Origin of the sequence: Agrobacterium sp. DE0009 (assembly GCF_007680755.1) — a bacterium.
GTDB classification, from domain to species: Bacteria; Pseudomonadota; Alphaproteobacteria; order Rhizobiales; family Rhizobiaceae; genus Agrobacterium; species Agrobacterium tumefaciens_B.
In genome coordinates this window covers 252,776-277,267 of the sequence record NZ_VEIU01000004.1, presented here as the reverse complement: position 1 = coordinate 277,267, position 24,492 = coordinate 252,776, and the positions used below count along the sequence as shown (strand labels likewise).

The window sequence follows — 24,492 nt, the reverse complement described above, 5'->3', positions numbered from 1 at the left end:
AAAACCGAAGCCGCGTCATAAGAAGCAGGAAGGGCGGCCTATGCCGCCTTCCCACCCCCTGCGGAAGGCCTATTTTACTGGCTGAGAACCGCCGCCGTGATCGTCTGCATATTGTGGTTGATCATGTCGATATAGGTCGAAGCCGGGCCGTCGGCGGTCGAAAGCGCGTCAGAGTAGAGCGTGCCGCCAACCTTCAAGCCGGTTTCGCTAGCAATCTGGTCGATCAGCCGCTTGTCGGTGATGTTCTCGACGAAGATCGCCGAGGCCTTGTCGTGTTTTACCTGATCCACCAGCTTGGCGACATCGGCGGCCGAGGCTTCCGATTCCGTCGATACGCCTTCCGGGGCAAGGAAGTTCAGGCCATAGGCGTGCTCGAAGTAGCCAAAGGCATCATGCGAGGTGATGATGACACGTTTTTCCGGCGGGATGGCTGCAATCTCGGTCTTCACCTTCTCGTTCAGCGCGGCAAGCTTGGCGATATAGGCATCCGAGTTGGCGGTGTAGGTTGCGCAACCGGCCTTGTCGACTTCGCAAAATGCGCCGGCGATGTTCTTCACATAGATTTCCGCGTTCTTGATCGACTGCCAGGCATGTGGATCGTACTCGCCGTGATGGTGCCCCTCGTGGCTGTGATCGTGAGCCTCAACGGTCTCGTGTTTGTGGCCAGCCTCTTCGGCTTTGTGGTCGTGGCCTTCTTCTTCTGCTTCCGGATGGGCGTGACCGGCCGGCTCGTCGGAAAGCTTGAGGGGTTCAACGCCCTTCGTCAATTCAACCACCGGAGCCTTGGTGCCGCTCGTGTCGATCAACCGCTTCAGAAAGCCCTCGAATTCGAGGCCATTGACCAGCACCACATCCGCCTTGCTGACGGCGACGGCATCGGCCGGGCGCGGCTCATAAACGTGCGCATCACCATCCGGGCCCACCAGTGTGGTGATTTCGACGCGGTCACCGCCGACGTTCTTGGCAAAATCGGCGATGATCGAGAAACTGGCCACGACCTTGAGTTCGGCGGCGGACGCCTGCGCCATCAGAACCGGGGAGAGGGAAAGAAGGCTGGCGCAGGTTGCCAGACGGAAGGTTTTGAACATGAGGGTTCTCCTTTTTCGAAACTGTTTTCAGGCCGTCGTGTGGCGGCCGGAACCGAGAAGATCGCTGAGCACGCCGCGCGTGCCGACGAGGATGGAGAGCGCGTAAATGACGCCCGCGGAAAGGATGATCGCCGGGCCCGATGGCAGCGACGCGTGATAGGACAGGATGAGGCCCGCAAAGCAGGACACCATGCCGATGCCGATCGAGATGAAGCACATGGGCGCCACGCGGTTGGACCAGAAGCGGCTGGCGGCAGCGGGTAGCATCATCAGCCCCACCGAGAGCAACGTTCCCAGCGCCTGAAAGCCGCCGACCAGATTGAGCACGACGATAGCAAGGAAGAGGAAGTGCACCGGGCTGCCCCAGTTACTGACGGAGCGCAGGAACAGGGGGTCTAGGCATTCCGCCAGCAGCGCCCGCCAGAAGGTGATCATCATCACAAGCGTTACCACGCAGATTCCGACGATCAGGCCGAGCGCCTCGTTGTTCAGCGCCAGCACCGTGCCGAACAGCACATGCATGAGATCGACGCTGGAGCCACGCCACGAAACGAGCAGCACGCCGAGCGCCAGCGAGATAAGATAGAACGCGGCAAGCGACGCATCTTCCTTCTGGACGGTGAAACGCGACACGGCACCGGCACCGAGCGCGACCAAAAGGCCAACTGCGAGGCCACCGACAGTCATCGGCAGGATTTCCAGCCCGTAAAACAGAAAACCGACGGCCGCACCGGGCAGGATGGCGTGGGACATGGCATCCCCCGTCAGGCTCATGCGCCGTAGCATCAGGAATACTCCGACCGGCCCGCAGCTGATGGCGAGGATCAAGGCACCGGCGAGTGCCCGCTGCATGAAGACATATTGAACGAAGGGTTCGATGAAGAAATCAGCCATGGGCATTCGAATTTGCGTGGGAGTGGAGGTGAGAATGGGATGAAGCCGTCCGTGGGCCTGGATCGATCGCATCGGTCGCTGATGCGTCGATCATTGGCGCATCGCCAGGCGCGCACCACGCTGCATTTTCCTCCCATGCTTTGTGGAAATGCCGCGCCTGGCGCATGTTTTCCTGCTTCAGGACATCGGCTGTCGGACCAAGGCCCACGAGACGCCGCGCGAGGAACAGGGTCTGGGGAAAATGCTGCCGCACCAGCTGATGGTCATGCAGGACGGCAAGCACCGTGCGCCCTTCTGCAACCCATGCCTTGATCAGCACGAGAAGATCGGTGACGGTGCGCTCATCGACGGCATTGAAGGGCTCATCCAGCAGGATCAACTGCGCATCCTGCAACATGGCGCGGGCGAACAGGGCACGCTGCATCTGGCCACCGGAGAGCGAATCTATATTGCGCCTTTCAAAGCCGGAAAGCCCGACCTCCTCCATCGCACGGCCCATCGCCGCCTTGTCTTCAGAACGGTGGCGGCCAAGCAGGCCGCGCTTGGGCCAGAGACCCAGCGCAACGAGATCGCGCACCTGAGCCGGGAACGACCGGTCGAGTTCCGATTGCTGCGGCAGATAAGCGACGGAAACATCTGCGCTCACGCGGCACTCACCGCCGAGCGGCTTCAATATGCCGGCAATGCCCTTCATCAGCGTCGATTTTCCAGAGCCGTTGGCGCCGACCACCGCAGTGAGCGAGCCTTTGGCAATATCCCCATTCAGATGATGCACCGCCGCGCGGCCGGCATATCCAAGCGTCAGGTTTTTGAAGGCAAGGCACGGATCAGCCATTGATCCCTCCGGGGCAGGATGACATTCGATGGCCCTTGATATGTAATGTTATTACATTCGTCAAACGAATATGTAATGAAATAACATTAACTATTGGAAAATGGCTTGCCCGTCGTCACCCTCGGTTTTGACTGGAGGGACCACGGCCATGCTGGGCTGCGGCTCTAAAGTCAGGCCAAAGGATGGCTTCGAGCGTGGAGACCGTCTCGATCCAGGAACGCGCTTAGACATCCGCTCGCGCAGCTTTGGTACTCAGGCAGCTTCCAATTTTCCCATTGCCTGTTGACATGCACGACGTATGTTATGTTATTACATTACTGCATATGGAAAAAGAACTGCGATCCGCGTCGTTATCTTTCCTCCTCGACGCCAACACCGTGGCCCACGCGCGCTCTGCTCACACCAAGAGGTCTTTATGTCGAAAAAACTTCCCGTCACCGTACTGTCCGGCTTTTTAGGCGCCGGCAAGACAACGCTTCTGAACCACATCCTCGCCAATCGCGATGGTCTGCGGGTGGCGTTGATCGTCAACGACATGAGCGAGATCAATATCGATGCCGCATTGGTGCGCGATGGCGGTGCCAATCTTTCCCGCACGGAAGAACAATTGGTGGAAATGACCAATGGCTGCATCTGTTGCACGCTACGCGACGACCTCCTGACGGAGGTGCGGGCGCTGGCCGAACAGGGCCGCTTCGATTACCTCCTGATCGAATCGACCGGCATCGCCGAGCCGCTTCCCGTGGCCGCCACCTTCGATTTCCGTGACGAGAACGGCCGCAGCCTGTCTGATATCGCGCGCCTCGACACCATGGTAACGGTGGTCGATGCCGCCAATCTTCTCAAAAATTACGGTTCGTCGGATTTTCTGGCTGCCCGGGGTGAAACGGCGGTCGATGGCGACAACCGCACAATCGTCGACCTTCTGGTGGAGCAGATAGAGTTCGCTGACGTCGTCGTCCTCAACAAGATCGGCACTGCAACGGCGGAAGAGCGCGACGCAGCCCGCAAGATTATCGTCGGGCTGAACCCTGATGCGAAACTCATCGAGACAGATTTTGGCAAGGTGGCGCTGGAAGAGGTCCTGGGCACAGGCCGTTTCGATTTTGCAAGGGCAGAAGAACACCCTCTCTGGTTCAAGGAATTGCACGGTTTTAAGGATCACATCCCCGAAACCGAGGAATATGGCATCCGCTCTTTCGTCTACCGCGCCAAAAAGCCCTTCGACCCCGTGCTGTTCCAGCGCTTCATCGATCGCCCTTGGCCGGGGGTGGTGCGCGCCAAGGGGTTCTTCTGGCTGGCGACGCGGCCGCGTTATGTCGGCGAGATCAGCCAGGCGGGCGCCCTGGTCCGTACTGGGAAGATGGGTCTTTGGTGGTCGGCCGTTCCAAAAGAGCAATGGCCCCGCGAAAAGCAGTTTTTAGATATGATGAAGCCTTATATCGACCCCGTCTTTGGCGACCGGCGGCAGGAAATCGTCTTCATCGGTTCCGATCCAATGAATGAAGCCCGTATCCGCTCCCTGCTCGATGCCTGCCTGATCGATACGGATGCATTCACGCCGGATGCATGGCGGCACCTGCCCGATCCATTCGCAAGCTGGGACCGACAGGCGGCTTGATTGTCTCCACCGCCCGCATTTCACGCGAGCGGATACGTCTTTCGCCTTCTCCCCGCCGGGGAGAAGGTCGCGGCAGCGGCATGAGTGGGTGAGTGTAGCGATATGCGGTAAGCTTACCCCCTCACCTGACCTTCGGGCCACCTTCTCCCCGGCGGGGAGAAGAAGCAAGCCGCACCGTTCTTGCGAAACACTACAGAAAATTCAGCGTCAGCAGCGCGAGAACGAGATATCGCCCTACCTTGGCGATGGTGACCAGCAGCAGAAACACCGGCAGCGGCTCCTTCATGATGCCAGCCGCAACCGTTAGAGGGTCCCCGATGATCGGCGCCCAGCTGAGCAGCAGGGACCATTTGCCATAACGCCGGTACCAGTTCTGCGCCCGTTGCAGCGCCGCCTCCCGGACCGGAAACCAGCGCTCATGCCGGAAACGTTCGATGCCACGCCCAAGCAGCCAGTTGGCGAAAGAACCGGCGACATTGCCGACGCTGGCCACCGCCACAAGCAGCCAGACAGGCTGGGATTTCAGAAGGATGAGACCGGCAAGCGCCGCCTCCGACTGCATGGGCAGGATGGTCGCAGCGATGAACGCCGTCAGAAACAAGCCCGCATATACCGCCAGATCGGCCATTCCCTGCCCTTCATCACTGTCGAATCCCGCCGCCGTTTCTGAAGTGGCGGATGAGGATGGCGGTGGTCAAGCGCCTCGGCTGTGTAGAGGCTGATTCTCAGGTAGAATTCGCGGCATCGGCGCACACGACATCGTCATGATCCACCGCGAGCAACGCCTAGTGGATGTATATCTGCCTGACATCGCCGAAGTCGGACAGAACGACAATCGTCGTTTCCAGCAGCCGGCAATCAGGCAGCTAAACAAGGTCACAGCAATCGACTCGTCATGTGATAACATGTCACCTTTATCTGCGAAGCGCCATGAGTGCTGGCATCGCCTAATGTGATAACGCGGCAGTGCGTCTTGGCAAAACGCCACACGAGCGTACGAAAAAACCGCCGACAGAGAAAAATGGAATAATTAATCCGTTCCCTTCACTTTCGTTTTAATCGTTCCACGTTCTCTTGCATTTTCGTTAGAGTTCGCTTTTAATCGACATTGCTAATACAGAAGAGGTCGCCCGCAGCCGTGTCGTGGAGGACAAGCTGCAATAAGGGGCTGTATCTTTTACTGTTTTCATAATGGGAGGAATCGCCTTGAAAAAACTCAGCTACCGCCTTGCCGCGGCATCTGCACTTTCGTTTTTTGTCACATCGAATGCCTATGCCGTGACGGAGATCCAGTGGTGGCACGCCATGACCGGCGCCAATAACGAGGTCGTGGATACGCTGGCGAAAGAATTCAACGAAAGCCAGAAAGACTACAAGATCACGCCCGTGTTCAAGGGCACCTATCCGGAAACACTTAACGCAGGCATTGCGGCATTCCGCGCCAAACAGCCGCCGGCGATCATTCAGGTCTTCGACGCCGGTTCGGGTGTGATGATGGGTGCTGCCGGCGCCATCAAGCCGGTGGCAGAGGTGCTGAAGGAAGGCGGTTACACCTTTAACAAGGACGAATATCTGGCCGGCATCGTCGCCTATTATTCCAAGCCCGACGGCACCATGCTGTCCTTCCCTTATAATTCGTCGTCGCCGATCCTCTATTACAACAAGGACGTCTTCCAGAAGGCCGGCCTTGACGCTGCCAACCCGCCAAAGACCTGGCCTGAAGTCTTCGAAGCCGCCAAGAAGATCAAGACCAGCGGTGCCGCGCAGTGCGGTTTCACCTCGACCTGGCTGACATGGATCCAGACCGAAAACTTTGCCGCATGGAACAACGTTTCCTATGGCAGCAATGAAAATGGGCTGGGAGGCACGGATGTGAAGCTTGCGGTCAATGCGCCGCTCTTCGTTGAGCATTTCCAGGCGATTGCCGATCTCGCGAAGGACGGCACCTTCCGTTATGGCGGTCGCACGTCCGAAGCCAAGCAGCTGTTCATGTCCGGCGAATGCGGCATCCTGACCGAATCGTCCGGCGGTCTGGGCGACATCATCAAGACCGGCATGAATTACGGCATCGGCCAGCTGCCCTATTATGAGGGCCATGGACCGCAGAACACCATTCCCGGCGGCGCCAGCCTCTGGGTGTTCGGTGGCAAGAGCGATGCGGAATACAAGGGTGTGGCGGAATTCTTCCACTTCCTCTCGCAGACAAAGATCCAGTCTCGCCTGCATCAGGTCTCGGGCTATATGCCGGTGACGATCGCAGCCTATGAGGAAACCAAGAAATCCGGCTTCTACGACAAGAACCCGGGCCGCGAGACCCCGCTGCTCCAGATGATGGGCAAACCCCCGACAGAAAACTCCAAGGGCGTGCGCCTGGTTAACCTGCCACAGGTGCGCGACATCATGAACGAAGAGTTCGAGGCGATGCTGGCCGGCAAGCAGGACGCAAAGACGGCGCTCGACAAGATCGTCCAGCGTGGCGATGCCGCCATCAAGCAGGCGGCCGGCAAGTAACTGATCCCCTGCTCCGCCCGCGCCTCGACAGGTGCGGGCGGTATTTTCATGTCACCAGGAGATCGCCGTGCAAAGCGTCGTATTCCCAAACAAGATCCTGCCTTATCTGCTGGTCGCACCGCAGATCATTTTGACGGTGATCTTTTTCTTCTGGCCCGCAAGCCAGGCTCTTTATCAGTCGACAATGCGCGAAGACGCCTTCGGCCTCAGCAGCAATTTTGTTGGGCTGGCAAACTTCTCAGCCGTCCTGTCGGATGAGAGCTACCTCAACTCGCTCAAGGTCACGGTCATCTTCAGCATCCTCACGGCGCTGGTTTCCATGGGGCTGGCGCTGCTTTTGGCGACGGCGGCGGACCGCGTGGTCCGCGGCAAGGGTCTTTACCGCACCATGATGATCATGCCCTATGCCGTCGCCCCGGCGGTGGCAGGCATGCTGTGGCTGTTCATGTTCAATCCGGCCATGGGAACGTTCTCCTACATCCTGCGCCGCAACGGCATCATGTGGGATCCGCTGCTGAATGGCGATCAGGCCATGCTGCTGGTCGTCGCGGCCGCCGCCTGGAAGCAGATCAGTTACAATTTCCTGTTTTTTGTTGCCGGCTTGCAGGCAATTCCGAAATCATTGCTGGAGGCGGCGTCCATTGACGGAGCCCGCGGAGCGCGACGCTTCTGGACCATCGTTTTCCCACTGCTGGCACCGACCACTTTCTTCCTTCTGGTTGTCAACACGGTTTACGCCTTCTTCGACACCTTCGGCATCATCCATGCGGTGACGGGCGGCGGTCCTGCCAAGGCGACGGAAACGCTGGTTTACAAGGTCTACAATGATGGCTTCGTGAACCTCAACCTCGGCTCTTCCGCCGCGCAATCGGTCATCCTGATGGTGATCGTCATCGCGCTCACCGCCTTCCAGTTCCGCTTCGTCGAGAAGCGCGTGCATTACGGCTGAGGATTTATCATGATTGAAAATCGCCCGGTCGCCCGCGTGATCGCCCACCTGATGCTGGTTCTCGGCATCATCATCGTGGCCTTCCCGATCTATTACACCTTCATCGCTTCGTCGATGACGTCGAACGACATCATCCGTCCGCCCATGTCGCTGCTGCCCGGCGGCCATCTTACCGAAAACTATACAGACGCCATGGTGGGCGGCGTAGAGCGCGTCGTCGGCGTCAGTCTTGAGAGGCTTCTGTTCAACAGCTTCGTGGTGGCACTCGCCATCGCCATCGGCAAGATCGTCATCTCGTTCCTGTCGGCCTTCGCGATCGTCTTCTTTCGCTTTCCATTCCGCATGGGCTTTTTCTGGATGATTTTCATCACGCTCATGCTGCCGGTGGAGGTCCGTATCCTGCCCACCTACAAGGTCATCGTCGACTTGGGGCTGATCGACACCTATGCCGGACTGACGCTGCCGCTGATGGCCTCGGCAACGGCGACCTTCCTGTTCCGGCAGTTCTTCCTCACCATTCCCGGTGAGATGGTAGAGGCTGCGCGTATCGACAATGCCGGACCGTTCCGCTTCATGCGTGATATTCTTTTGCCTCTGTCGAAGACGAATATCGCGGCTCTTTTCGTGATCCTTTTCATCTATGGCTGGACGCAATATCTCTGGCCGCTGCTCGTAACCAACGACGCCAAGATGAACACGATCATCATCGGCCTCAAGCGCATGGTGGATTTCACCGACGCTTCGACGCCGTGGAATTATGTGATGGTGACGGCGATCCTCGCCATCATCCCCCCTGTTATCGTTGTGGTGCTGATGCAGCGCTGGTTCGTCAAAGGTTTGGTGGAGACCGAGAAGTAATGGCAAAAATTGCGCTGAAAGACGTCCGCAAGGTTTATGGCGGCAATGTCGAGGCCATCAAGGGCGTGTCCATGGACATCGCCGACGGCGAAATGATCGTGCTGGTCGGCCCTTCCGGCTGCGGAAAATCCACCCTGCTGCGCATGATCGCCGGTCTGGAGGGCATTTCCGGCGGCCAGATCATCATCGGTGACCGGGTCGTCAACGATCTTGAACCCTCAGACCGCGACATCGCCATGGTGTTCCAGAACTACGCGCTCTACCCGCATATGACGGTGCGGCAGAACCTCGCCTATGGCCTGAAGAACCGCAACACGCCGAAGGAAGAAATCGAGCGGCGCATTACGGAGGCGGCGAAGGCGCTTGAGATCGAGCAGTTCCTGGAACGCAAGCCTCGTCAGCTTTCCGGTGGGCAGCGCCAGCGTGTGGCCATGGGCCGCGCCATCGTGCGCAAGCCGGCGGCCTTCCTGTTCGACGAGCCGCTCTCCAACCTCGATGCCAAGCTGCGCGTGCAGATGCGGGTGGAAATCCGCCGCCTGCAACGCTCGCTCGCCACGACCAGCGTTTATGTGACCCACGACCAGATGGAAGCGATGACGCTCGCCGACCGGCTGGTGGTATTGAATGCCGGCCGCATCGAGCAGATCGGCACGCCGATCGAGCTTTATGAAAAACCCGCCACTACCTTTGTCGCCACCTTCATTGGCTCGCCGTCCATGAACCTGTTGAACCACGGAACAGCGACGGCCAACGCTTCCTCCGGCTGGGCGGTACAAGGAACCACCGCACTGCCGCAAGGCGTCGCCACACTCGGTATCCGCCCGGAAGATATTACGCTTGCCACCGAAGCTCCCTCTGACTCCGCCTTCACCGGCACCGTTCAGGTGGATGCCGTGGAACTTGTCGGTGCGGAAAGCTATGTCCACGGCTCGTTCTCGGACGGCACGACAATCGTCTTCCGCGTTCCCGGTCGCTCACAACTGCGCATCGGCGAAACGTTGAGGATCGCTGCACAGGCCAGGAATTTCCATCTGTTCGATACGGCGGGCAAACGGCTTTAGCCTCTTCGCAGGCACGGAACACCCGCAAATCGGCGGGTGCTTTCACGGCTGCTGGATTCTTCAGCGACTCGCTACCAAACCAACTCCACCTGCGGACGGCCATTGGACGTTTTCTCCACTGTCCGTCCGGCGGTATCGACATTACAGTGGATACGCTGGCGGAAAGCGGAAAAGCTTTCGAATGTCACTACATCCACGGGATCATCGAGATGAAGCGTCAGCCGAAAACGTTCGGGCTCCCCGCCGAGCGCCTGTACGCCGAGCACGGAGGCCACAAATGGCTGGCCGAGGTAAAAGCCTTCCACTCTTGAACCCAGAAGATAAGGATTGAAGGCTGGGCGATTGCCGGCCGCAGCGTGCAGGGTATTCCAGTCGCGAAAGCCATATTGCGCCGCTATAAGCTCAAGCGCTTTCGAGTGGGTGATTTCCTGCCCCTCATCTTCAAGGGCGACGCGCAGGCGTTTTGCCTGTTCCTTTAGACCCTCAAGCGCGGGAAGGGGTTTGGACACAATCATAACGGTTCTCCAACATGTGCATGCCGAATGTTCCGAGGGGTGTCCGCGTTGCCATCGACGACATGCAAAACATGGGATGACCGTTATCAAAAAAGAGCTTCACCAGGGGCGCAAGCGCCTGCGGACGGCCGGGGCTCTTTGCCCGTGGCCGTCCCTATAGCTTAGAAAGCGCCGCCCGTCAAAGGTGGCGATGCGCTGATGTCTCGATCAGAAACGGTAGGTGATGCCCGCACCGATCAGCCAGGGATCGAGCTTGGCCTTGCCGCTGATGGGCGTGCCACCGAGTTCCGCCGTCCAGTCGGTCTTCAGGAAGATTTTCTTCACGTCGAAGTTCACGCCCCAATGCTCGTCCAGCATATAGTCGAAACCGACCTGTACGGCGGCTCCAAGCTTGTTCTTCACGTCGAGATTGCTGAAGCCGGGCTTTTCCGACTGGTTGTAGAACAGCGAATAGTTCACGCCAGCGCCGATGTAGGGCTTAAACGCACCGAAATCGGTGAAATGATATTGCAGCGTCAGCGTCGGCGGCAGCAGCCAGGCCTTGCCGACAGGTGTGCCAGCCAGCACGCCTTCGCCGTCGATCCTGGCATAGGTGGTGCCGAGGATAAGTTCGGCGGCGAAGTTTTCGGTGAAGAAATAGCTGATGTCGAGTTCCGGGATCACGGTATCCGAATAGGACAGGCCCGCCCCGGGAACGCCATCGACGCTGCCGCTGTCATTTGTGATGACGCCGAGGCCACGCACGCGCAACATCCAAGGGCTTGCCGCCGCAATCGCTTCTTCTGCCGTTGGCGCGGGCGCCGCCTCGGTCATATCAGCGGCCATCGCATTGGCCGACGCGAGCATGGCCGCAACGCCAATCGCAACGCTGGCGAGCAAGGCACTATTTCTGTTTTTATTCGTCATTCCATCTCTCCTATAGCGCACCGCAGCGGGGGAGTTCCCCCGCAACCGGTCGATCACGGCGGGCCAATGCGAATCCCCGCCTGCCGCAACCGCTTGAAGCCACTATGTCGACGGGAGAGACAGGCCTATTGAGATGGATCAAACCGTGGCGGAGAAGATGGATCGGAGCGATCGACCGGCAGGATTTGTGACAATTTCGCAACAGTACCATACAAGCCGGAAACAGGGTGGAGGCCGGCACTTGCGGGCCTTCACCCGTCTTATCAAGCCGCTTGCGTGGTTAGCGCGGCGGAACCCGGCTTACGCAGGAGCAGAACGGAGACGGCGGCGATCATGCACATCAGACCGGCAATCTGCAGCGCGGGCATATAGGTATCGAAGTCACTCTTGAAGAAACCGGCGCCAAAGGCCGCGGTGGCTGCCCCCAGCTGGTGGCCGGCGAACACCCAGCCGAACACAAGCCCAGCTTTTTCGCGACCGAAGTTTTCCGCGGCGAGCTTCACCGTCGGCGGCACAGTCGCCACCCAATCCAGCCCGTAGAAAACGGCAAAGACAGAAAGCTCAACAAAGCTGAAGCCTGAGAATGAGAGATAAAGCAGCGAGAGCCCGCGCAGGCCGTAAAACCAGAACAGCAGAAAGCGATTGTCGAACCGGTCGGAAAGCCACCCGGCGAAAACCGTACCGAAGAAATCGAAAACCCCGATCACCGCCAGCGTACCCGCCGCTGTCACCGCAGCCATGCCGAAATCGCCGCAAATCGAAATCCAGTGTGTCTGGATCAGGCCATTGGTTGAAAGGCCGCAAACAAAGAAGGTGCCAAAAAGCACCCAGAAGACGGGGTTGCCCGACACGCTTTTCAGCGTCACCAGCGGCGATGCCAGCGTGGCGAGGAGATTGTGGTCCTGCTTGACCGGCTTTGCCACGGCTGTCTCGCCATAGGCAGGCAGCCCGACATCGGCGGGGTGGTCACGCATTAAAAACAGGACGAGGACCATGGCTGTCGCAATCACCGCAACAGATAGCGTCAACGCGGTTCGCCAGCCATAGGCTTCCGTCAGCGCCGCAAGCAGCGGCAGGAAAACCAGCTGGCCGGTGGCATTGCTCGCCGTCATCAGGCCGATCACCAGTCCACGACGCTTGGAAAACCAGCGTGTCGCCACGGTGGCGCCCAATACCAGTGCGGTCATGCCGGTGCCGACGCCGATCACCACGCCCCAGAGCAGCAGCAATTGCCACACCTCAGTCATGAAGAATGACGCGACGATGCCGCCCATGATCAAGGCCAGGGCGGTGGACACCACCTGCCGGATGCCGAAATGATTCATGAAAGCGGCGGCAAAGGGCCCAAGCAGACCGAACAGCACAAGCCTGACGGCCATGGCCGAAGAAATATCGGCAATATCCCAGCCGAATTCCTGGTGCAGCGGCTGGATCATCACCCCCGCCGATCCCATCGCACCGGCGGTGGCCAGCATGGTGAGGAAAGTGGTGGCGGCAACGAGCCAGCCGTAATGTAGGTTTCTGGCGGCCATCCAGCTGGCGAGGCGTGCGGATATCATGTTCAAATTTCCCTTAAAGCGCGATTGCCTGGCTTCTCTACTTATCCAATTTACGGGTATATGCCCGCGTTAGAATCAAAAAATTACAGTGCTTCCAGCAACTGCTGCAATTGCGCTGTTTTCTCTGGCCCCAACCGGGCCTCGATATTATCCTGCACCCGATCCCAAAGCGGAGCCCCCGCCTCTAAAATCGCATGACCCTCCTCGGTAACGGAGAGCATCGCTTCCCGCTGATCCTCGCCGTGGCCTATAGCGACCAGACCCATCCGCGCCAACACTTTTGCATTGCGGCCAACGGTGGAGCGATCCAGCTCCACCCGGGCGGCCAGATCCGTGAGCGAGACCGGCGCCGTTCTATTGATATTCCGCAACAGGCTAAACTGAGCGATATTCACACCAAGCGGCGCCAGCGCCTCGTCGTAATAGGACGAGACCTTGCGGGATGCTTTTCGCAACAGGATACAGTGGCAGTGACTGTTTGACATAATATCGGGGTATATACCCGCAGATTGTCGAGCGCAAGACCTCCCCGGAAATTGTCCACCTTCGCAGGGCCTCGCAATCGCGCAAAGCGGAAACAATAAACCCCGGCTTTCGGTCGGGGTTTGACATCAGACGGGAAATTCGTCTCAGGCAGAGAGCCGGCGGCCGGCCGCGACGAGCATTCCCGCCGCGCCTTCCAGCCAACCGGATTTCAACTCCAGCGCCAGGAAGCGGCCGCGTTCAAACGGGCCGGGCATCATCAGGTGCTGCGTCTTGTCGGCAAAAAAACCGAAACGCTCGTAATAGGGGGCGTCACCAACCAGAAGGATGGCGCCGTGGCCGCGCCTGGTGGCCTCGCCAATGGCAGCACGCATCAGCGCCGATCCGATGCCCTTGCCTTCATGGGCGGCATCGACGGCGAGCGGGCCGAGCAGCAGGGCTTCGACGGCGCGACCTTCGCGGGTGATCCCCGCCTCGACGTTCCACAGGCGCACCGTGCCAATGACATGGCCGTTCTCATCGCGGGCGACCAGTGCCAGGCCCTCGGCTGGGATGCGGCCAGCGCGCAGCTTTTCCGAAGACTTGCGGCGGCGGCCCGCACCCATGGCGCGGTCCAGGAGGTTTTCACGGGCAACGACATCGCCCGGATTTTCCTGATCGACATGAAATGTCTGTGGGGTGAAAAATGCCCGTACCGAATTCAAAAGAGCGGCCATCCTTGGCCTCCCGTCGCAACACCGCCCACACGCGGCCCTTGATAAAAATTGGTGGAGCCGTTCCGGCCCGCCGACACGCTTTCCTCGGCTGGAAGAGGCGCAGCAAGCAGGGGGTTGCGCAACAGCACAATCGGCAGGGCCGGAACGGAAGCTTGGTCGAGACGCCGCCCTTTTAAGCGGACGGCGCTCGGATCAGATGACGTAGGCCTTCAGCGGTTCGAAACCGTTGAACGCGACTGCCGAATAGGTGGTCGTGTAGGCGCCCGTGCCTTCGATCAGAACTTCATCGCCGATGGTCAGAGAGACCGGCAGCGGGTACATGTTCTTTTCATACAGCACGTCGGCGCTGTCGCAGGTCGGACCGGCCAGAACGCAGGGCTGCATCTCGTCCTGATCGCGCTCGGTGCGGATCGGGTAACGGATTGCCTCGTCCATCGTCTCGGCGAGACCGCCGAACTTGCCAATGTCGAGGAACACCCAGCGGTGGTTGTCGTTGTCGGACTTCTTCGAGACGAGAACGACTTCCGCCTTGATGACGCCAGCATTGCCGACCATGCCGCGGCCCGGCTCAATGATCGTCTTCGGGATCTGGTTGCCGAAGTGCTTGCGCAGCGCGGTATCGATTGCCTGGCCGTATTCTTCGGCAGCAGGAACGTCGCGCAGGTACTTCGTCGGGAAACCACCGCCCATATTGACCATCTGCAGGTGGATGCCCTGCTTGGCAAGCGATGCGAACACACGCTTGGCGTCAGCCAGCGCCGCATCCCATGCGTCGAGGTTCATCATCTGCGAGCCGACATGGAAGGATACGCCGTAGGACTCGAGACCGAGCTGATGGGCGTAGACGAGAACGTCGACCGCCATCTGCGGCACGCAGCCAAACTTGCGCGACAGCGGCCATTCGGCACCTTCACCATCCGTCAGCACGCGGCAGAAGACGCGCGCGCCGGGAGCGGCGCGGGCAACCTTCTCGACTTCCTCATGGCTGTCCACGGCGAAGAGATCGATGCCGAGCGCGTGGGCGCGTGCAACATCGCGTTCCTTCTTGATGGTGTTGCCAAAGGAGATACGGTCAGCCGTCGCACCGGCATCGAGCGCCATCTGGATTTCAGCCACGGAGGCGCAATCGAAGTTGGAGCCGAGCGACGCGAGCAGCTTCAGGATTTCGGGAGCCGGGTTTGCCTTGACGGCATAATAGATCGCGCTGTTTGGCAGGGAATGCCGGAACGCGTTGAAATTATCGCGCACGACGTCGAGATCAACCACGAGGCAAGGGCCTTCGGGACGTCGGGTCTTGATGAAGTCGAGAATGCGTGCAGTCGTCATCGATGTATTCCCTGTTAAACCGGCTCCGGAAAAATCCGGAGGACAAAGGACGCTCGAGATATGCATTCGAATCAGCCGGTGGAGGCGCAGAATCGATAGCATACGCTCAAGGCGCGAATGTGAACGACGCCCTGCCAGAGCATCATTCGGCTTTGTCTGCCATGGATTGGAGGGAATGACCCGACCGCACTTCAGGCAATGATGGTGTGCCTCTTCAGTACCCCGGCTGATGGAAAGCCGGCAGAGAACCAGAAAGGCCCGCACCGTCGTTGCTTCGTATGTCCTCGCATTTCCCGGTTGGCCGGAATAGCGACTGGAGGGGTTAGTTCCAGGTACCTTACCTAAATCCTCACCACATCGAGGAATCGGCGGACACACATGGGCACGTGCGACTTTGGGCAGCACGGGAGATAAGAATATTCGCAGTCATAATCAAGAGGAATTTTTCACCAAAGAGCGGATTTTTTCGGCAGCGATTTAAGGGTTGAACAGTGGCCGCTACACGTTCAATTATATGGAACAAACCGGAGGATTTCATGGACACCCTGACCCGCATCCGCGCCTTTATCGATGTTGTCGAAGCGGAGGGATTTTCTGCAGCGGCGCGCAAGACAGGGCGTTCAAAGGCGCTGCTGTCGAAATATGTCCGGGAACTGGAGGATGATCTCGGCGCGCTGCTCCTCAACCGCACCACACGGCAGTTCTCTCTGACCGAAGCTGGACATACCTATTATCGCACTGCCTCCGATATCCTAAAAGAGATCGACAACCTCGCTGATCTGGTGCGGGAAAAAAATGCCGATCTGAAGGGCAAGCTCAGGATTTCCGTTCCCCGCACCTTCATCGATGCCGATGTCGGCCAAAGCCTGATCGACTTTGCCAAGGAAAATCCGGAACTCGCATTGGAGATCGTTGCCGATGACAGGTTCGTCGATCTGATCGAGGAAGGTTTCGACCTGGCGATCCGTATCACGCGACTGGAAGATTCGGGCCTCATCGCCCGCAAGCTGTCCGACTTCAGGGTCTATGCGGTTGCCACGACGGATTTCGTGGCGAAACATGGACCCCTTGACGGCCCGCAGGATTTCGCCCGCGTCCCTTTCATCATCGATACGAACACGCGTTTCCACAATACGGTGCGGTATCTGGAGCCGGATGGCGGATCGAATTCCGTGACCATCAGCGGACCGATTGAAGTCAATAGCCCACAGGCGACATTACGCGCTGCGCGCGCGGGTCTCGGCATCGCCATGGTGCCTGACTTCATTGCCCGTCCTCATATCCAGTCTGGCGAACTTGTGACGCTGTTTGACGACTACATATCAAAGGACCGCGGCATCTATGCCGTCTACCCGCACCGCCGCTACCTGCCAGCCAAAGTACGCAGTTTTGTTGATTATCTCTCGGCGTGGTTCAGGAAGAACGCGTGATGCGAAAATGAAACGCCCGCCTCGCGGCGGGCGTCTCCAGCTGCTGAAATCAGATCAGAACGGCGAATCCGGGAAGTAGAACTGCTCGGCATTGTCCTTGGTAATCAGCGTCGCATCAAGGATGTACTCACCCGCGACCGGCACCTGATCGAAGAAATGCCCGGCCGTCAGCTGCATGGCGGTCGCCACCATCGCCGGCGGATAGAGCACGTCGACCGGCACGAGCTTGTCGCCGTCCATGACCTTCTTGATCATGTCCTTGGAACCGGCGCCGGCAACGATGTATTTGATATCGCTACGCTTAGCCTGCTGAATGGCTTCCAGCACGCCGATTGCCATATCGTCATCCTGGCACCAGACCACGTCGATCTTCTTGTACTTGGTCAGATAGTCCTGCATCACGCGGAAGGCGTCGTCACGGTTCCAGTTGCCGTACTGGCGGTCAAGAACCTTGACGCTGGAGCCGGCGATTCCCTTGTCAAAACCATCCTGGCGCTGCTGGTCGATCGGGATCGGCAGCCCACGAATGACCACGACTTCGGCATCCGGTGTCGTCTTCTTGATGTATTCGCCGGCCACCTGGCCGAGCGCCGGATTGTTGCCGGCCACATAGAGATCGCGGATCGAATTGTCGTTGACACTCGGCGCGCGGTCGACGAGCGCGACGAAGGTGCCCTTGTCCTTGATTTCCTTGATGGCGTTGACAAGCGGGTCGGGATCGGACGGCAGGACGACCAGCGCGTCGAGCCCCTGCACGGCCAGATCCTGCAGCGCGTTCGCCTGATTGGCTGCATCCGGCGATGTCTTGACGATGACATTGAGCCCCGGATGTTCCTGCATCAGAAGCTTGGCCACACGCTCGGCGTGATAGACCACGCCCGCCGTCCAGCCGTGGTCGGCCGCCGGAATGGAGACGCCGATCGTGACCTTCTTGTCCTGCGCATGGGCAGAGCCCGCAAGGACCGTTGCCAGCGCGGCAAAGGCCACGCCGATGAATTTTCTACGCATAGTCTCTTTCCTCCCAAGACCGGGGCGTTCCTCCTCCAACCGCACCTGCCCCAGATGGCGCGGCGTGATACCTTACCTGCGGCTGAGCGAGCGCTGCACCAGCATGGCAATGATGATGATGGCCCCCTGAATGGCGCCGATCAGATATTCGCTGACGAAGTTCGACAGGATCATGATGTTGCCGACGATTTCCAGAATGAAGGCGCCGCAGATCGTGCCCCAGATGCGCCCTACCCCGCCGCGCAGCGCCGTGCCGCCGACAACAACCGCCGTGATCGCCTGCAGTTCCCAGAGCATGCCGGTGGTCGCAGACGTCGAAGCAAGGCGCGGCACGTAAAGCAGGACCGCAACGGCGACGCACAGACCCTGCACGACGTAGGCGATGGTTCTCACTCTCGCGACCGATATGCCGGAATAGCGTGCGACATCTTCGCTCGACCCCACCGCCGTCAGATGCCGGCCGTATCGCGTGCGGTAAAGCACGAAGGCCGCAAGCGCGGCGGTGACGAAAATGACGATCACAGGCACGGGTACGCCGAGCACATTGCCGAAGTAGACCGGGCGATAAAGCGTCTGGATTTCGGGGTTACGCAGCGTTATCGCGCCGCCCTGTGACAACCAGGTGGTCAAGCCGCGATAGATCCCCATGGTGCCGAGCGTGGCGATAAAGGGTTCGATACGGCCGATGGTGGTGATCAGGCCGTTGGCAAGCCCGCAAGCCGCGCCGATGGCGAGCGCCAGCGCCATCGCGGCAATCAGCATGACCGCCGGGTTCGCAATCGAACCGCTATTCATGAACAGGATCATCAGGCTGGCCACGAAAGCGACCATCGCCCCGACTGAGAGATCAAGCCCGCCGGACGTGATGACATAGGTTGCACCCAGCGCGATGATGGCAATGAAGGCGCTGCGGGTGATGACATTCAACAGATTGTCGATGCCGATGAAATTCGGGTTGGCAATGGCGCCAAGAACCAGAAGCAGGGCGAGCGCCACGAATGGCGCCACGGCGCGCAGGTCCCAGTCTTTGGAAGTCTTCGGCGTTTTGCCGGAATCGAGTGCGGCCTCAGTCATTTTTCCCCTCAATTGTCTTTTCGTCAGGCCTTTTCCAAAGGGCTCGCTTCTCAGGCGACTTCCTGCGTGTGAACGCCCGTCGCAAGCGCCACGATGTCGTTTTCGGTCATGCGCTCGCCCGCCACCTCGCCAACGATCCTGCCAGAACGCATGACCAGAATGCGGTCGCAGATGCCGATCAGCTCCGGCATTTCCGACGAAACCACGATGATCGACCGCCCCTCGTCAGCGAGCCTGGCGATGAAACGGTAGATCTGCTCCTTGGTACCGATGTCGATGCCACGTGTCGGTTCGTCAATGATGACGATCGACGGATCGAGCAGCATCATCTTGGCCAACAGCAATTTCTGCTGGTTGCCGCCGGAAAGCTGACCCGCGAGCAAATCCTTGCGGCCGGTGCGAATGTCGAAATCCCGCACCGCATCATCGAGCGCTGCCGTCTCCCGGCGGGTGTCGATCTGGAACAGCCGGCTGAATTTCTTAAGCGATGCAAGCGTGAGATTGATCCGCAAGTCTTTGCCGAGCAGCAATCCCTTTCCCTTGCGGTCCTCGCTCAGATAGACGATGCCAGCCTTCAGACTGTCTTCAGCTTTGGCGAAATGGGCGAGGCGGCCGTTATGGCGCACTGTTCCGCGTCCTGGCCGCAGGCCGAGTATGCCTTCCATAAGTTCCGTTCGCCCGGCACCGACAAGCCCCGCGAAACCGAGAATTTCACCTCTGCGCAGGCTGAAACCGGCATCCTGGGCATAGCCAGGCACGGTAAAATCCTCCACCTCCAAAACGGGCTCCCGCTCGCCGCCGGCGGCTCGATCCGGATAAAGCTTTGCCACATCGCGCCCGACCATCAGCCGTGCCATATCGGCCGGCTCCAGTCCCGATGCCTGATGCGAAGCGACCAGCTTGCCGTCACGCAGAACGGTCACCCGGTCGGCAATCTCCTTCACTTCAGGCAGACGATGCGAAATATAAAGCACCGCGACGCCCTTTGCCCTGATGTCTCTGATGACATTCAGCAGCGCATCGGTTTCGATGGGTGTGAGGCTGGCCGTCGGCTCGTCGAAAATCACCACGCGGTGCGGCACTAGCAAAACCCGCGCGATCTGCACCAGCTGCCTCTGGGCAATCGACAGGCTGCCAACAATCGCGTCCGGATCAATCGTACCGCCGAGATCGCCGATCGCCTTGCGGGCGCCCTCGCGCATGGCGCGGTCGTCCACGCTCGCACCCCTGCAAAGTTCACGGCCGAGATAGATGTTCTGCGCCACCGTCAGATCGGGTGCGAGCAAAATTTCCTGATGGACAAGAACGATGCCGCGATGTTCGGCATCCACGGGGCCGCTGAGGACCACCGCTTCACCATCAATCCGGATTTCTCCGCCCGTCGGCTTCTCGTTGCCTGCCAGAAGCTTCATCAGCGTCGACTTGCCGGCACCGTTTTCGCCGATGATCGCGTGAACCTCGCCGGCCCGGACAGAAATCTCGATATCCTTGAGAACCTGTACCGGCCCGAAAGATTTCGAAAGGCCGACTGTTCGGATAAGACCGCCGTCTGGAGAGTCGTCAGCAAAAGCCATGTGTCGTCACCAGTTCCGTGAAAGAACGGGCGACAGCAGTCTCTTTGTTCTCGTGAAAATGACCATCCGCGAACTCCTCCCAAAGCTCGAAGAAGAAGCTAGCGTCGGTTTTGAGGTACGTAAAGCAAATTTCGCTTGTCTTTTAGAATACACTCAAATTTGACCAGCAGACGCCGCTCTTTGCGGTCACGTCAGGACAATCATGGTTCCGCTGAGCGCTGGAACCCTTTCATGAGGCGGTGAACAGCTTCGGCGCCGTCCCTGGCAAGGTCGAATCGCTTGCCGAAAAGCAGCCAGTCCGAACACATTCCCTTGAGCAGCCAATAGAGCGCACCAAGTGCCGAATCTGCCGTCCAATTGTCATTAAACGCGCCTTCCGCCTGCGCCCGCTCGAAAGCGGCCTCGAGCCGCTCCTTGTGATAGCGATCCAGCTCTTCCTGTGCATGCAGCACGGGCGCAAATTCATCGGAATAATTGGTGCGCAGACTAATGGTCATGATGCGCTGGCGCTGCTCATCCTCGGCAAGAAGCTTCAGCCATTTACAGGCCGCCTCCTCTATCCTGTCCAAGAGGGCCGAGCCCTTGAGGCCGGGATCACCGAAATCCAGCAGGTCCGACTCGGGCAAGGCCACCGATTGATAGAGACCGATGAAGAGGTCAGTCTTACTGGCAAAATGCCAGTAGATCGCTCCGCGGGTTACGCCGGCCGCTGCCGCCACCTCGTCCAGCGAGCTGTTGGCCACACCCTTTTTGAAGAACACCCGCTCGGCAGCGGCAAGGATCGCCTGACGCGTCTCTTCTGCCTCGGCCTTTGTTCGGCGCATGCTGATGTCTCCTTCCACTCGCGGCACGGCGCTTTCGCACCGTGCTTTCTTTTCAGTGCCAGTCTTTCCTTACGATGAAAACATCTCCATCACGTTCGGAACGGCCTTGCCTTCCAATTTTATTCCGCTGGCGATACGGCGTCAGCAGCAATCTTGTCGTCCTTCTTCCGATCCCCGAAAATCCTCATGACGAAGACGAAGAAAACGGGCACGAAGAAGATCGCAAGGATCGTCGCCGAGATCATGCCACCGAGAACACCGGTACCAATGGCGTTCTGGCTCGCCGCACTTGCGCCCGAGGCGATCGCCATCGGCAGGACGCCGAGCGAGAAGGCAAGCGACGTCATCAGGATCGGCCGGAAGCGCAGGTGCGCAGCCTCCACCGTCGCATCGTAGGTCGACTTGCCTTCCGCCCGCAGATCCTTGGCGAATTCGATGATCAGGATCGCGTTTTTGGCGGACAGGCCGATGATGGCGACCAGCCCCACAAGGAAGTAGACGTCGTTGGGCATGCCGCGCAGCATCACAGCTGCTACCGAACCAATCACTCCAAGCGGGACGACCAGCATGACCGAAATCGGAATCGACCAGCTTTCGTAAAGGGCCGCCAAGAGCAGGAAGACGAACAGCACGCTGAGGCCGATCAGGGCTGGCGCCTGCGAGCCCGACTGAATTTCCTGCAGCGACTGGCCGGTCCACTCGAAACCGAAACCAGATGGCAGTTCCCGTGCCAGCCGCTCCATCTCGGCGATCGCATCGCCAGACGAGTAACCCGGTGCGGATTGGCCGCTGATGCGGATTGCGGGATAGCCGTTGTAGCCGACCACCTGCGAGGGACCGCGCACCCATTCCACCGAAGCGAACGAGCTGACCGGCACCATCCCGCCATTGGCATTGCGCACGTTGAGGTTCAGAAGATCCTCGGTCTTCATGCGTTGCCCCTGTTCGGCCTGCACCGTCACGCGCTGCATACGGCCGGCATTGGGAAAGTCATTGACGTATGACGAACCCATATTGGCCGAAATAGTGGCGTTGATGTCGCTGAAGGTGACGCCGAATGTGTTGGCCTTTTCACGGTCGATGATGAGATTGACCTGGGCCGCGTCCGGCATGCCTTCGATGCGAAGGCCGGCAAGGATGGGGCTCTTCCGCGCAGCAGCCATCAGTTGCGCGCCAGCTGCGCTAAGTGCCGTCTGCCCGGCACCCGACCTGTCCTGAAGACGGAAAGTGAAGCCGCTGGAATTGCCAAGACCCTGAATCGGCGGTGGCGAAAGCGCAAAGGACATGGCGTCCGGAAGACCCCAGAGCTTGCCGTTGATCCGGGCGGAGATTGCCGCAGCGGAATCTTCCGGTCCACGTTCGCTCCAGTCCTTCAGGGTCGCAAAGGCAAGACCCGCATTCTGGCCGGAGCCGGAGAAGGAGAAGCCCGAAACCGCAATGACCCGTTCGACAGCCGGCTCTTCCATGAAGATCTTCTCGATCTGCTGGATGGATTGCAGTGTGCGCTCGGTGCTGGCCTCGGCCGGCGCCTGAATGTCGACAATCAGATAGCCCTGGTCCTCATTCGGCAGGAACGAGCTCGGCAACTGCATATAGGCCCAACCAAGACCGGCCAGCAGTGCCGCGTAGATGACCATGAACCGGCCCGACCGCTTGATGATGCCGCCGACCGATGACGAATATTTGTGCGACGCCTTATCGAAGTTCCGGTTGAACCAGCCGAAGAAACCCCTCTTTTCGTGATGCCCTGCCTTGATTGGCTTCAGGAACGATGCGCAGAGCGCCGGCGTGAGCGACAGGGCCAGGAAGCCCGAGAACAGGATCGACACCACCATCGTCAGGCTGAACTGCTGGTAGATGATGCCGACCGCACCGGGGAAGAAGGCCATGGGCACGAACACCGCCGTCAGCACGAGGGTGATGCCGATGATCGCGCCAGAAATCTGGCCCATTGCCTTGCGGGTGGCTTCCTTCGGCGAGAGATGCTCCTCCGCCATGATGCGCTCGACGTTCTCGACGACGACGATCGCGTCGTCCACCAGAATACCGATGGCAAGCACCATCGCAAACATCGTCAAAACGTTGATCGAGAAGCCCGAGACATACATGATGGCGCAGGTGCCGAGTAGCGCGACAGGCACCACCAATGTCGGAATGATCGTGTAGCGGATGTTCTGCAGGAAGACGAACATCACGATGAAGACGAGGATGATCGCCTCGATCAGCGTATGGATGACCTTCTCGATCGAAATCTTGACGAAGGGACTGGTGTCATAGGGGATTTCGTATTCGATGCCCTGAGGGAAGTATTGCGACAACTCCTCCATTGTGGCGCGCACACCTTCTGAGGTCTGAAGCGCGTTCCCCGTCGGCGACAGCTGGACGCCGATCGCGGCGCTCGGCTTGCCGTTGAGACGGCTCGAGAAGTTGTAGCTCTCGCCGCCTACTTCGACGCGCGCGACATCACGCAGCCGCACGGAAGACCCATCGGGGTTGGCGCGCAGCACGATGGATCCGAACTCCTCCGGCGAGGTCAACTGTCCCTGGACGTTGACGGTTGCGGAAATCTGCTGGCCAACAGGGTTTGGCGATGCACCGATGCGGCCGGCCGCAACCTGCGAGTTCTGCGCCTGGATGGCGCTGATAACATCATTCGAGGTGAGGCTGAGGCCCAGCATCTTGTCCGGGTCCATCCAGATTCGCATGGAGCGCTGGGTAGCGAAAAGCTGCGCGCTGCCAACACCGGGCACACGGCGCAATTCACCCAGCACGTTGCGGCTCAGATAGTCACCAAGTCCGATGGCGTCGGTGTTGCCGTCAACGGAGGTCAGCGCGACCATCATCAGAAACGAGGTGCCGGCCTGCTCGACGCGCAGACCCTGCTGCGTCACAGAGCGTGGCAGCCGCGGCTCGACGCGCGCTATACGGTTTTGCACTTCCACCTGAGCTTCGCCGATATTGGTGCCGGGCTCGAACGTCACATTGATGGAAATGCGGCCGGACGATTCCGAGGTCGACTCGAAGTAGATCAGACCGGGGACACCATTCAGCTCTTCCTCGATTGGTCGCGTGACACTCTGGTAGATGTCCTCAGGCGAAGCGCCGGGGTAAGAGGTCGAAACGGAAATCTGTGGCGGCGCAACATTCGGATATTGCGCAATCGGCAGCATCGGAATGGCCAGCAGGCCCGCAAGCATGATGAAAATGGCGACGACCCAGGCAAAAATAGGCCGGTCGATAAAGAAACGTGCCATGAAATC

Annotated in this window: 21 protein-coding genes; 6 read left to right on the top strand and 15 right to left on the bottom strand. The window is 59.3% G+C overall.

Annotation, left to right across the window (positions count from 1 at the left end; genetic code table 11):
- Positions 1-74: 74 nt before the first annotated feature.
- Genes aztC through aztA form a run of 3 tightly spaced genes read right to left on the bottom strand, consistent with a single transcriptional unit; the run spans position 75 to position 2,817 of the window.
- Positions 75-1,088 (bottom strand): zinc ABC transporter substrate-binding protein AztC, encoded by a 1,014-nt coding sequence (gene aztC / locus FS804_RS16755; RefSeq protein WP_144577891.1) that lies wholly within the window; start codon positions 1,086-1,088, stop codon positions 75-77.
- A gap of 27 nt (positions 1,089-1,115) precedes the next feature.
- Complete coding sequence (aztB, locus tag FS804_RS16750) at positions 1,116-1,982, bottom strand: zinc ABC transporter permease AztB (RefSeq protein WP_144577889.1); 867 nt, start codon at positions 1,980-1,982, stop codon at positions 1,116-1,118.
- A complete protein-coding gene (gene aztA, locus FS804_RS16745) occupies positions 1,975-2,817 on the bottom strand; it encodes a zinc ABC transporter ATP-binding protein AztA (protein WP_144577887.1) in 843 nt (280 codons plus the stop codon). The genes aztB and aztA overlap by 8 nt, the downstream gene beginning before the upstream one ends.
- Before the next feature lie 415 nt (positions 2,818-3,232).
- Between aztA and FS804_RS16740 the strand changes: the two genes are divergently transcribed.
- Positions 3,233-4,438, top strand: a complete 1,206-nt coding sequence (locus FS804_RS16740) for a GTP-binding protein (RefSeq protein WP_144577885.1) — start codon at positions 3,233-3,235, stop codon at positions 4,436-4,438.
- A 190-nt stretch (positions 4,439-4,628) separates the two neighbouring features.
- Here FS804_RS16740 and FS804_RS16735 read toward each other — a convergent pair whose 3' ends face one another.
- Entirely contained in the window at positions 4,629-5,066 is a 438-nt protein-coding gene (locus FS804_RS16735) for a YqaA family protein (protein WP_144577883.1), read from the bottom strand.
- A gap of 572 nt (positions 5,067-5,638) precedes the next feature.
- Between FS804_RS16735 and ugpB the strand changes: the two genes are divergently transcribed.
- The 4 genes from ugpB (at position 5,639) to FS804_RS16715 (ending at position 9,817) form a co-directional block, all read left to right on the top strand.
- Complete coding sequence (ugpB, locus tag FS804_RS16730) at positions 5,639-6,949, top strand: sn-glycerol-3-phosphate ABC transporter substrate-binding protein UgpB (protein WP_172801639.1); 1,311 nt, start codon at positions 5,639-5,641, stop codon at positions 6,947-6,949.
- A gap of 67 nt (positions 6,950-7,016) precedes the next feature.
- Positions 7,017-7,898: a sn-glycerol-3-phosphate ABC transporter permease UgpA gene (ugpA, locus tag FS804_RS16725; protein ID WP_063949941.1), complete on the top strand. Its 882-nt coding sequence runs from the start codon at positions 7,017-7,019 to the stop codon at positions 7,896-7,898.
- 9 nt (positions 7,899-7,907) lie between these two features.
- Positions 7,908-8,756 carry a sn-glycerol-3-phosphate ABC transporter permease UgpE gene (ugpE, locus tag FS804_RS16720; protein WP_063949942.1) on the top strand — a complete coding sequence of 283 codons (849 nt, stop codon included), beginning with the start codon at positions 7,908-7,910 and terminating at the stop codon, positions 8,754-8,756.
- Positions 8,756-9,817, top strand: a complete 1,062-nt coding sequence (locus FS804_RS16715; protein WP_063949943.1) for a sn-glycerol-3-phosphate import ATP-binding protein UgpC — start codon at positions 8,756-8,758, stop codon at positions 9,815-9,817. Before ugpE ends, FS804_RS16715 begins: the two co-directional genes overlap by 1 nt.
- A gap of 71 nt (positions 9,818-9,888) precedes the next feature.
- Here FS804_RS16715 and FS804_RS16710 read toward each other — a convergent pair whose 3' ends face one another.
- From FS804_RS16710 to odc2, 6 genes are all read right to left on the bottom strand, one after another.
- Positions 9,889-10,332, bottom strand: a complete 444-nt coding sequence (locus FS804_RS16710) for a glyoxalase superfamily protein (protein WP_144577881.1) — start codon at positions 10,330-10,332, stop codon at positions 9,889-9,891.
- Positions 10,333-10,539: 207 nt separating this feature from the next.
- Positions 10,540-11,238 (bottom strand): OmpW family protein, encoded by a 699-nt coding sequence (locus FS804_RS16705; RefSeq protein ID WP_144577879.1) that lies wholly within the window; start codon positions 11,236-11,238, stop codon positions 10,540-10,542.
- 263 nt (positions 11,239-11,501) lie between these two features.
- Positions 11,502-12,797 (bottom strand): MFS transporter, encoded by a 1,296-nt coding sequence (locus tag FS804_RS16700; protein ID WP_144577877.1) that lies wholly within the window; start codon positions 12,795-12,797, stop codon positions 11,502-11,504.
- A gap of 83 nt (positions 12,798-12,880) precedes the next feature.
- The gene (locus tag FS804_RS16695) at positions 12,881-13,282 is read right to left on the bottom strand and encodes a MarR family winged helix-turn-helix transcriptional regulator (RefSeq protein ID WP_144577875.1); all 402 of its coding nucleotides are present in this window, start codon (positions 13,280-13,282) and stop codon (positions 12,881-12,883) included.
- A 144-nt stretch (positions 13,283-13,426) separates the two neighbouring features.
- A complete protein-coding gene (locus tag FS804_RS16690; RefSeq protein WP_144577873.1) occupies positions 13,427-13,996 on the bottom strand; it encodes a GNAT family N-acetyltransferase in 570 nt (189 codons plus the stop codon).
- Between the two features lie 192 nt (positions 13,997-14,188).
- The gene (odc2, locus tag FS804_RS16685) at positions 14,189-15,322 is read right to left on the bottom strand and encodes an ornithine/lysine decarboxylase (RefSeq protein WP_144577871.1); all 1,134 of its coding nucleotides are present in this window, start codon (positions 15,320-15,322) and stop codon (positions 14,189-14,191) included.
- Positions 15,323-15,858: 536 nt separating this feature from the next.
- On the opposite strand from odc2, the gene FS804_RS16680 reads away from it, so the two are divergent.
- Positions 15,859-16,752 (top strand): LysR family transcriptional regulator, encoded by an 894-nt coding sequence (locus FS804_RS16680; protein WP_063949950.1) that lies wholly within the window; start codon positions 15,859-15,861, stop codon positions 16,750-16,752.
- Between the two features lie 54 nt (positions 16,753-16,806).
- Here the strand turns inward: FS804_RS16680 and FS804_RS16675 are convergent, their stop codons facing one another.
- The 5 genes from FS804_RS16675 to FS804_RS16655 all read right to left on the bottom strand — a co-directional run bounded on the left by FS804_RS16675 (position 16,807) and on the right by FS804_RS16655 (position 24,486).
- Entirely contained in the window at positions 16,807-17,760 is a 954-nt protein-coding gene (locus FS804_RS16675; RefSeq protein WP_144577869.1) for a substrate-binding domain-containing protein, read from the bottom strand.
- 72 nt (positions 17,761-17,832) lie between these two features.
- The gene (locus FS804_RS16670; protein ID WP_063949952.1) at positions 17,833-18,834 is read right to left on the bottom strand and encodes an ABC transporter permease; all 1,002 of its coding nucleotides are present in this window, start codon (positions 18,832-18,834) and stop codon (positions 17,833-17,835) included.
- A 50-nt stretch (positions 18,835-18,884) separates the two neighbouring features.
- Positions 18,885-20,408 carry a sugar ABC transporter ATP-binding protein gene (locus tag FS804_RS16665; protein ID WP_144577867.1) on the bottom strand — a complete coding sequence of 508 codons (1,524 nt, stop codon included), beginning with the start codon at positions 20,406-20,408 and terminating at the stop codon, positions 18,885-18,887.
- 200 nt (positions 20,409-20,608) lie between these two features.
- Positions 20,609-21,232: a TetR family transcriptional regulator gene (locus FS804_RS16660; protein WP_077224905.1), complete on the bottom strand. Its 624-nt coding sequence runs from the start codon at positions 21,230-21,232 to the stop codon at positions 20,609-20,611.
- A gap of 119 nt (positions 21,233-21,351) precedes the next feature.
- Entirely contained in the window at positions 21,352-24,486 is a 3,135-nt protein-coding gene (locus tag FS804_RS16655; protein WP_144577866.1) for an efflux RND transporter permease subunit, read from the bottom strand.
- Positions 24,487-24,492 lie beyond the last annotated feature (6 nt).

Excerpts from the sequence above, each read along its gene's own strand:
- ugpE (WP_063949942.1), top strand. The coding sequence starts at position 7,908 with ATGATTGAAAATCGCCCGGTCGCCCGCGTGATCGCCCACCTGATGCTG.
- aztC (WP_144577891.1), bottom strand. The coding sequence starts at position 1,088 with ATGTTCAAAACCTTCCGTCTGGCAACCTGCGCCAGCCTTCTTTCCCTC.
- FS804_RS16700 (WP_144577877.1), bottom strand. The coding sequence starts at position 12,797 with ATGATATCCGCACGCCTCGCCAGCTGGATGGCCGCCAGAAACCTACAT.
- FS804_RS16670 (WP_063949952.1), bottom strand. The coding sequence starts at position 18,834 with ATGACTGAGGCCGCACTCGATTCCGGCAAAACGCCGAAGACTTCCAAA.
- FS804_RS16675 (WP_144577869.1), bottom strand. The coding sequence starts at position 17,760 with ATGCGTAGAAAATTCATCGGCGTGGCCTTTGCCGCGCTGGCAACGGTC.
- FS804_RS16655 (WP_144577866.1), bottom strand. The coding sequence starts at position 24,486 with ATGGCACGTTTCTTTATCGACCGGCCTATTTTTGCCTGGGTCGTCGCC.
- aztB (WP_144577889.1), bottom strand. The coding sequence starts at position 1,982 with ATGGCTGATTTCTTCATCGAACCCTTCGTTCAATATGTCTTCATGCAG.
- FS804_RS16690 (WP_144577873.1), bottom strand. The coding sequence starts at position 13,996 with ATGGCCGCTCTTTTGAATTCGGTACGGGCATTTTTCACCCCACAGACA.
- FS804_RS16680 (WP_063949950.1), top strand. The coding sequence starts at position 15,859 with ATGGACACCCTGACCCGCATCCGCGCCTTTATCGATGTTGTCGAAGCG.
- FS804_RS16665 (WP_144577867.1), bottom strand. The coding sequence starts at position 20,408 with ATGGCTTTTGCTGACGACTCTCCAGACGGCGGTCTTATCCGAACAGTC.
- FS804_RS16705 (WP_144577879.1), bottom strand. The coding sequence starts at position 11,238 with ATGACGAATAAAAACAGAAATAGTGCCTTGCTCGCCAGCGTTGCGATT.
- aztA (WP_144577887.1), bottom strand. The coding sequence starts at position 2,817 with ATGGCTGATCCGTGCCTTGCCTTCAAAAACCTGACGCTTGGATATGCC.
- FS804_RS16715 (WP_063949943.1), top strand. The coding sequence starts at position 8,756 with ATGGCAAAAATTGCGCTGAAAGACGTCCGCAAGGTTTATGGCGGCAAT.
- odc2 (WP_144577871.1), bottom strand. The coding sequence starts at position 15,322 with ATGACGACTGCACGCATTCTCGACTTCATCAAGACCCGACGTCCCGAA.
- FS804_RS16660 (WP_077224905.1), bottom strand. The coding sequence starts at position 21,232 with ATGCGCCGAACAAAGGCCGAGGCAGAAGAGACGCGTCAGGCGATCCTT.
- FS804_RS16735 (WP_144577883.1), bottom strand. The coding sequence starts at position 5,066 with ATGGCCGATCTGGCGGTATATGCGGGCTTGTTTCTGACGGCGTTCATC.
- FS804_RS16710 (WP_144577881.1), bottom strand. The coding sequence starts at position 10,332 with ATGATTGTGTCCAAACCCCTTCCCGCGCTTGAGGGTCTAAAGGAACAG.
- FS804_RS16695 (WP_144577875.1), bottom strand. The coding sequence starts at position 13,282 with ATGTCAAACAGTCACTGCCACTGTATCCTGTTGCGAAAAGCATCCCGC.
- FS804_RS16740 (WP_144577885.1), top strand. The coding sequence starts at position 3,233 with ATGTCGAAAAAACTTCCCGTCACCGTACTGTCCGGCTTTTTAGGCGCC.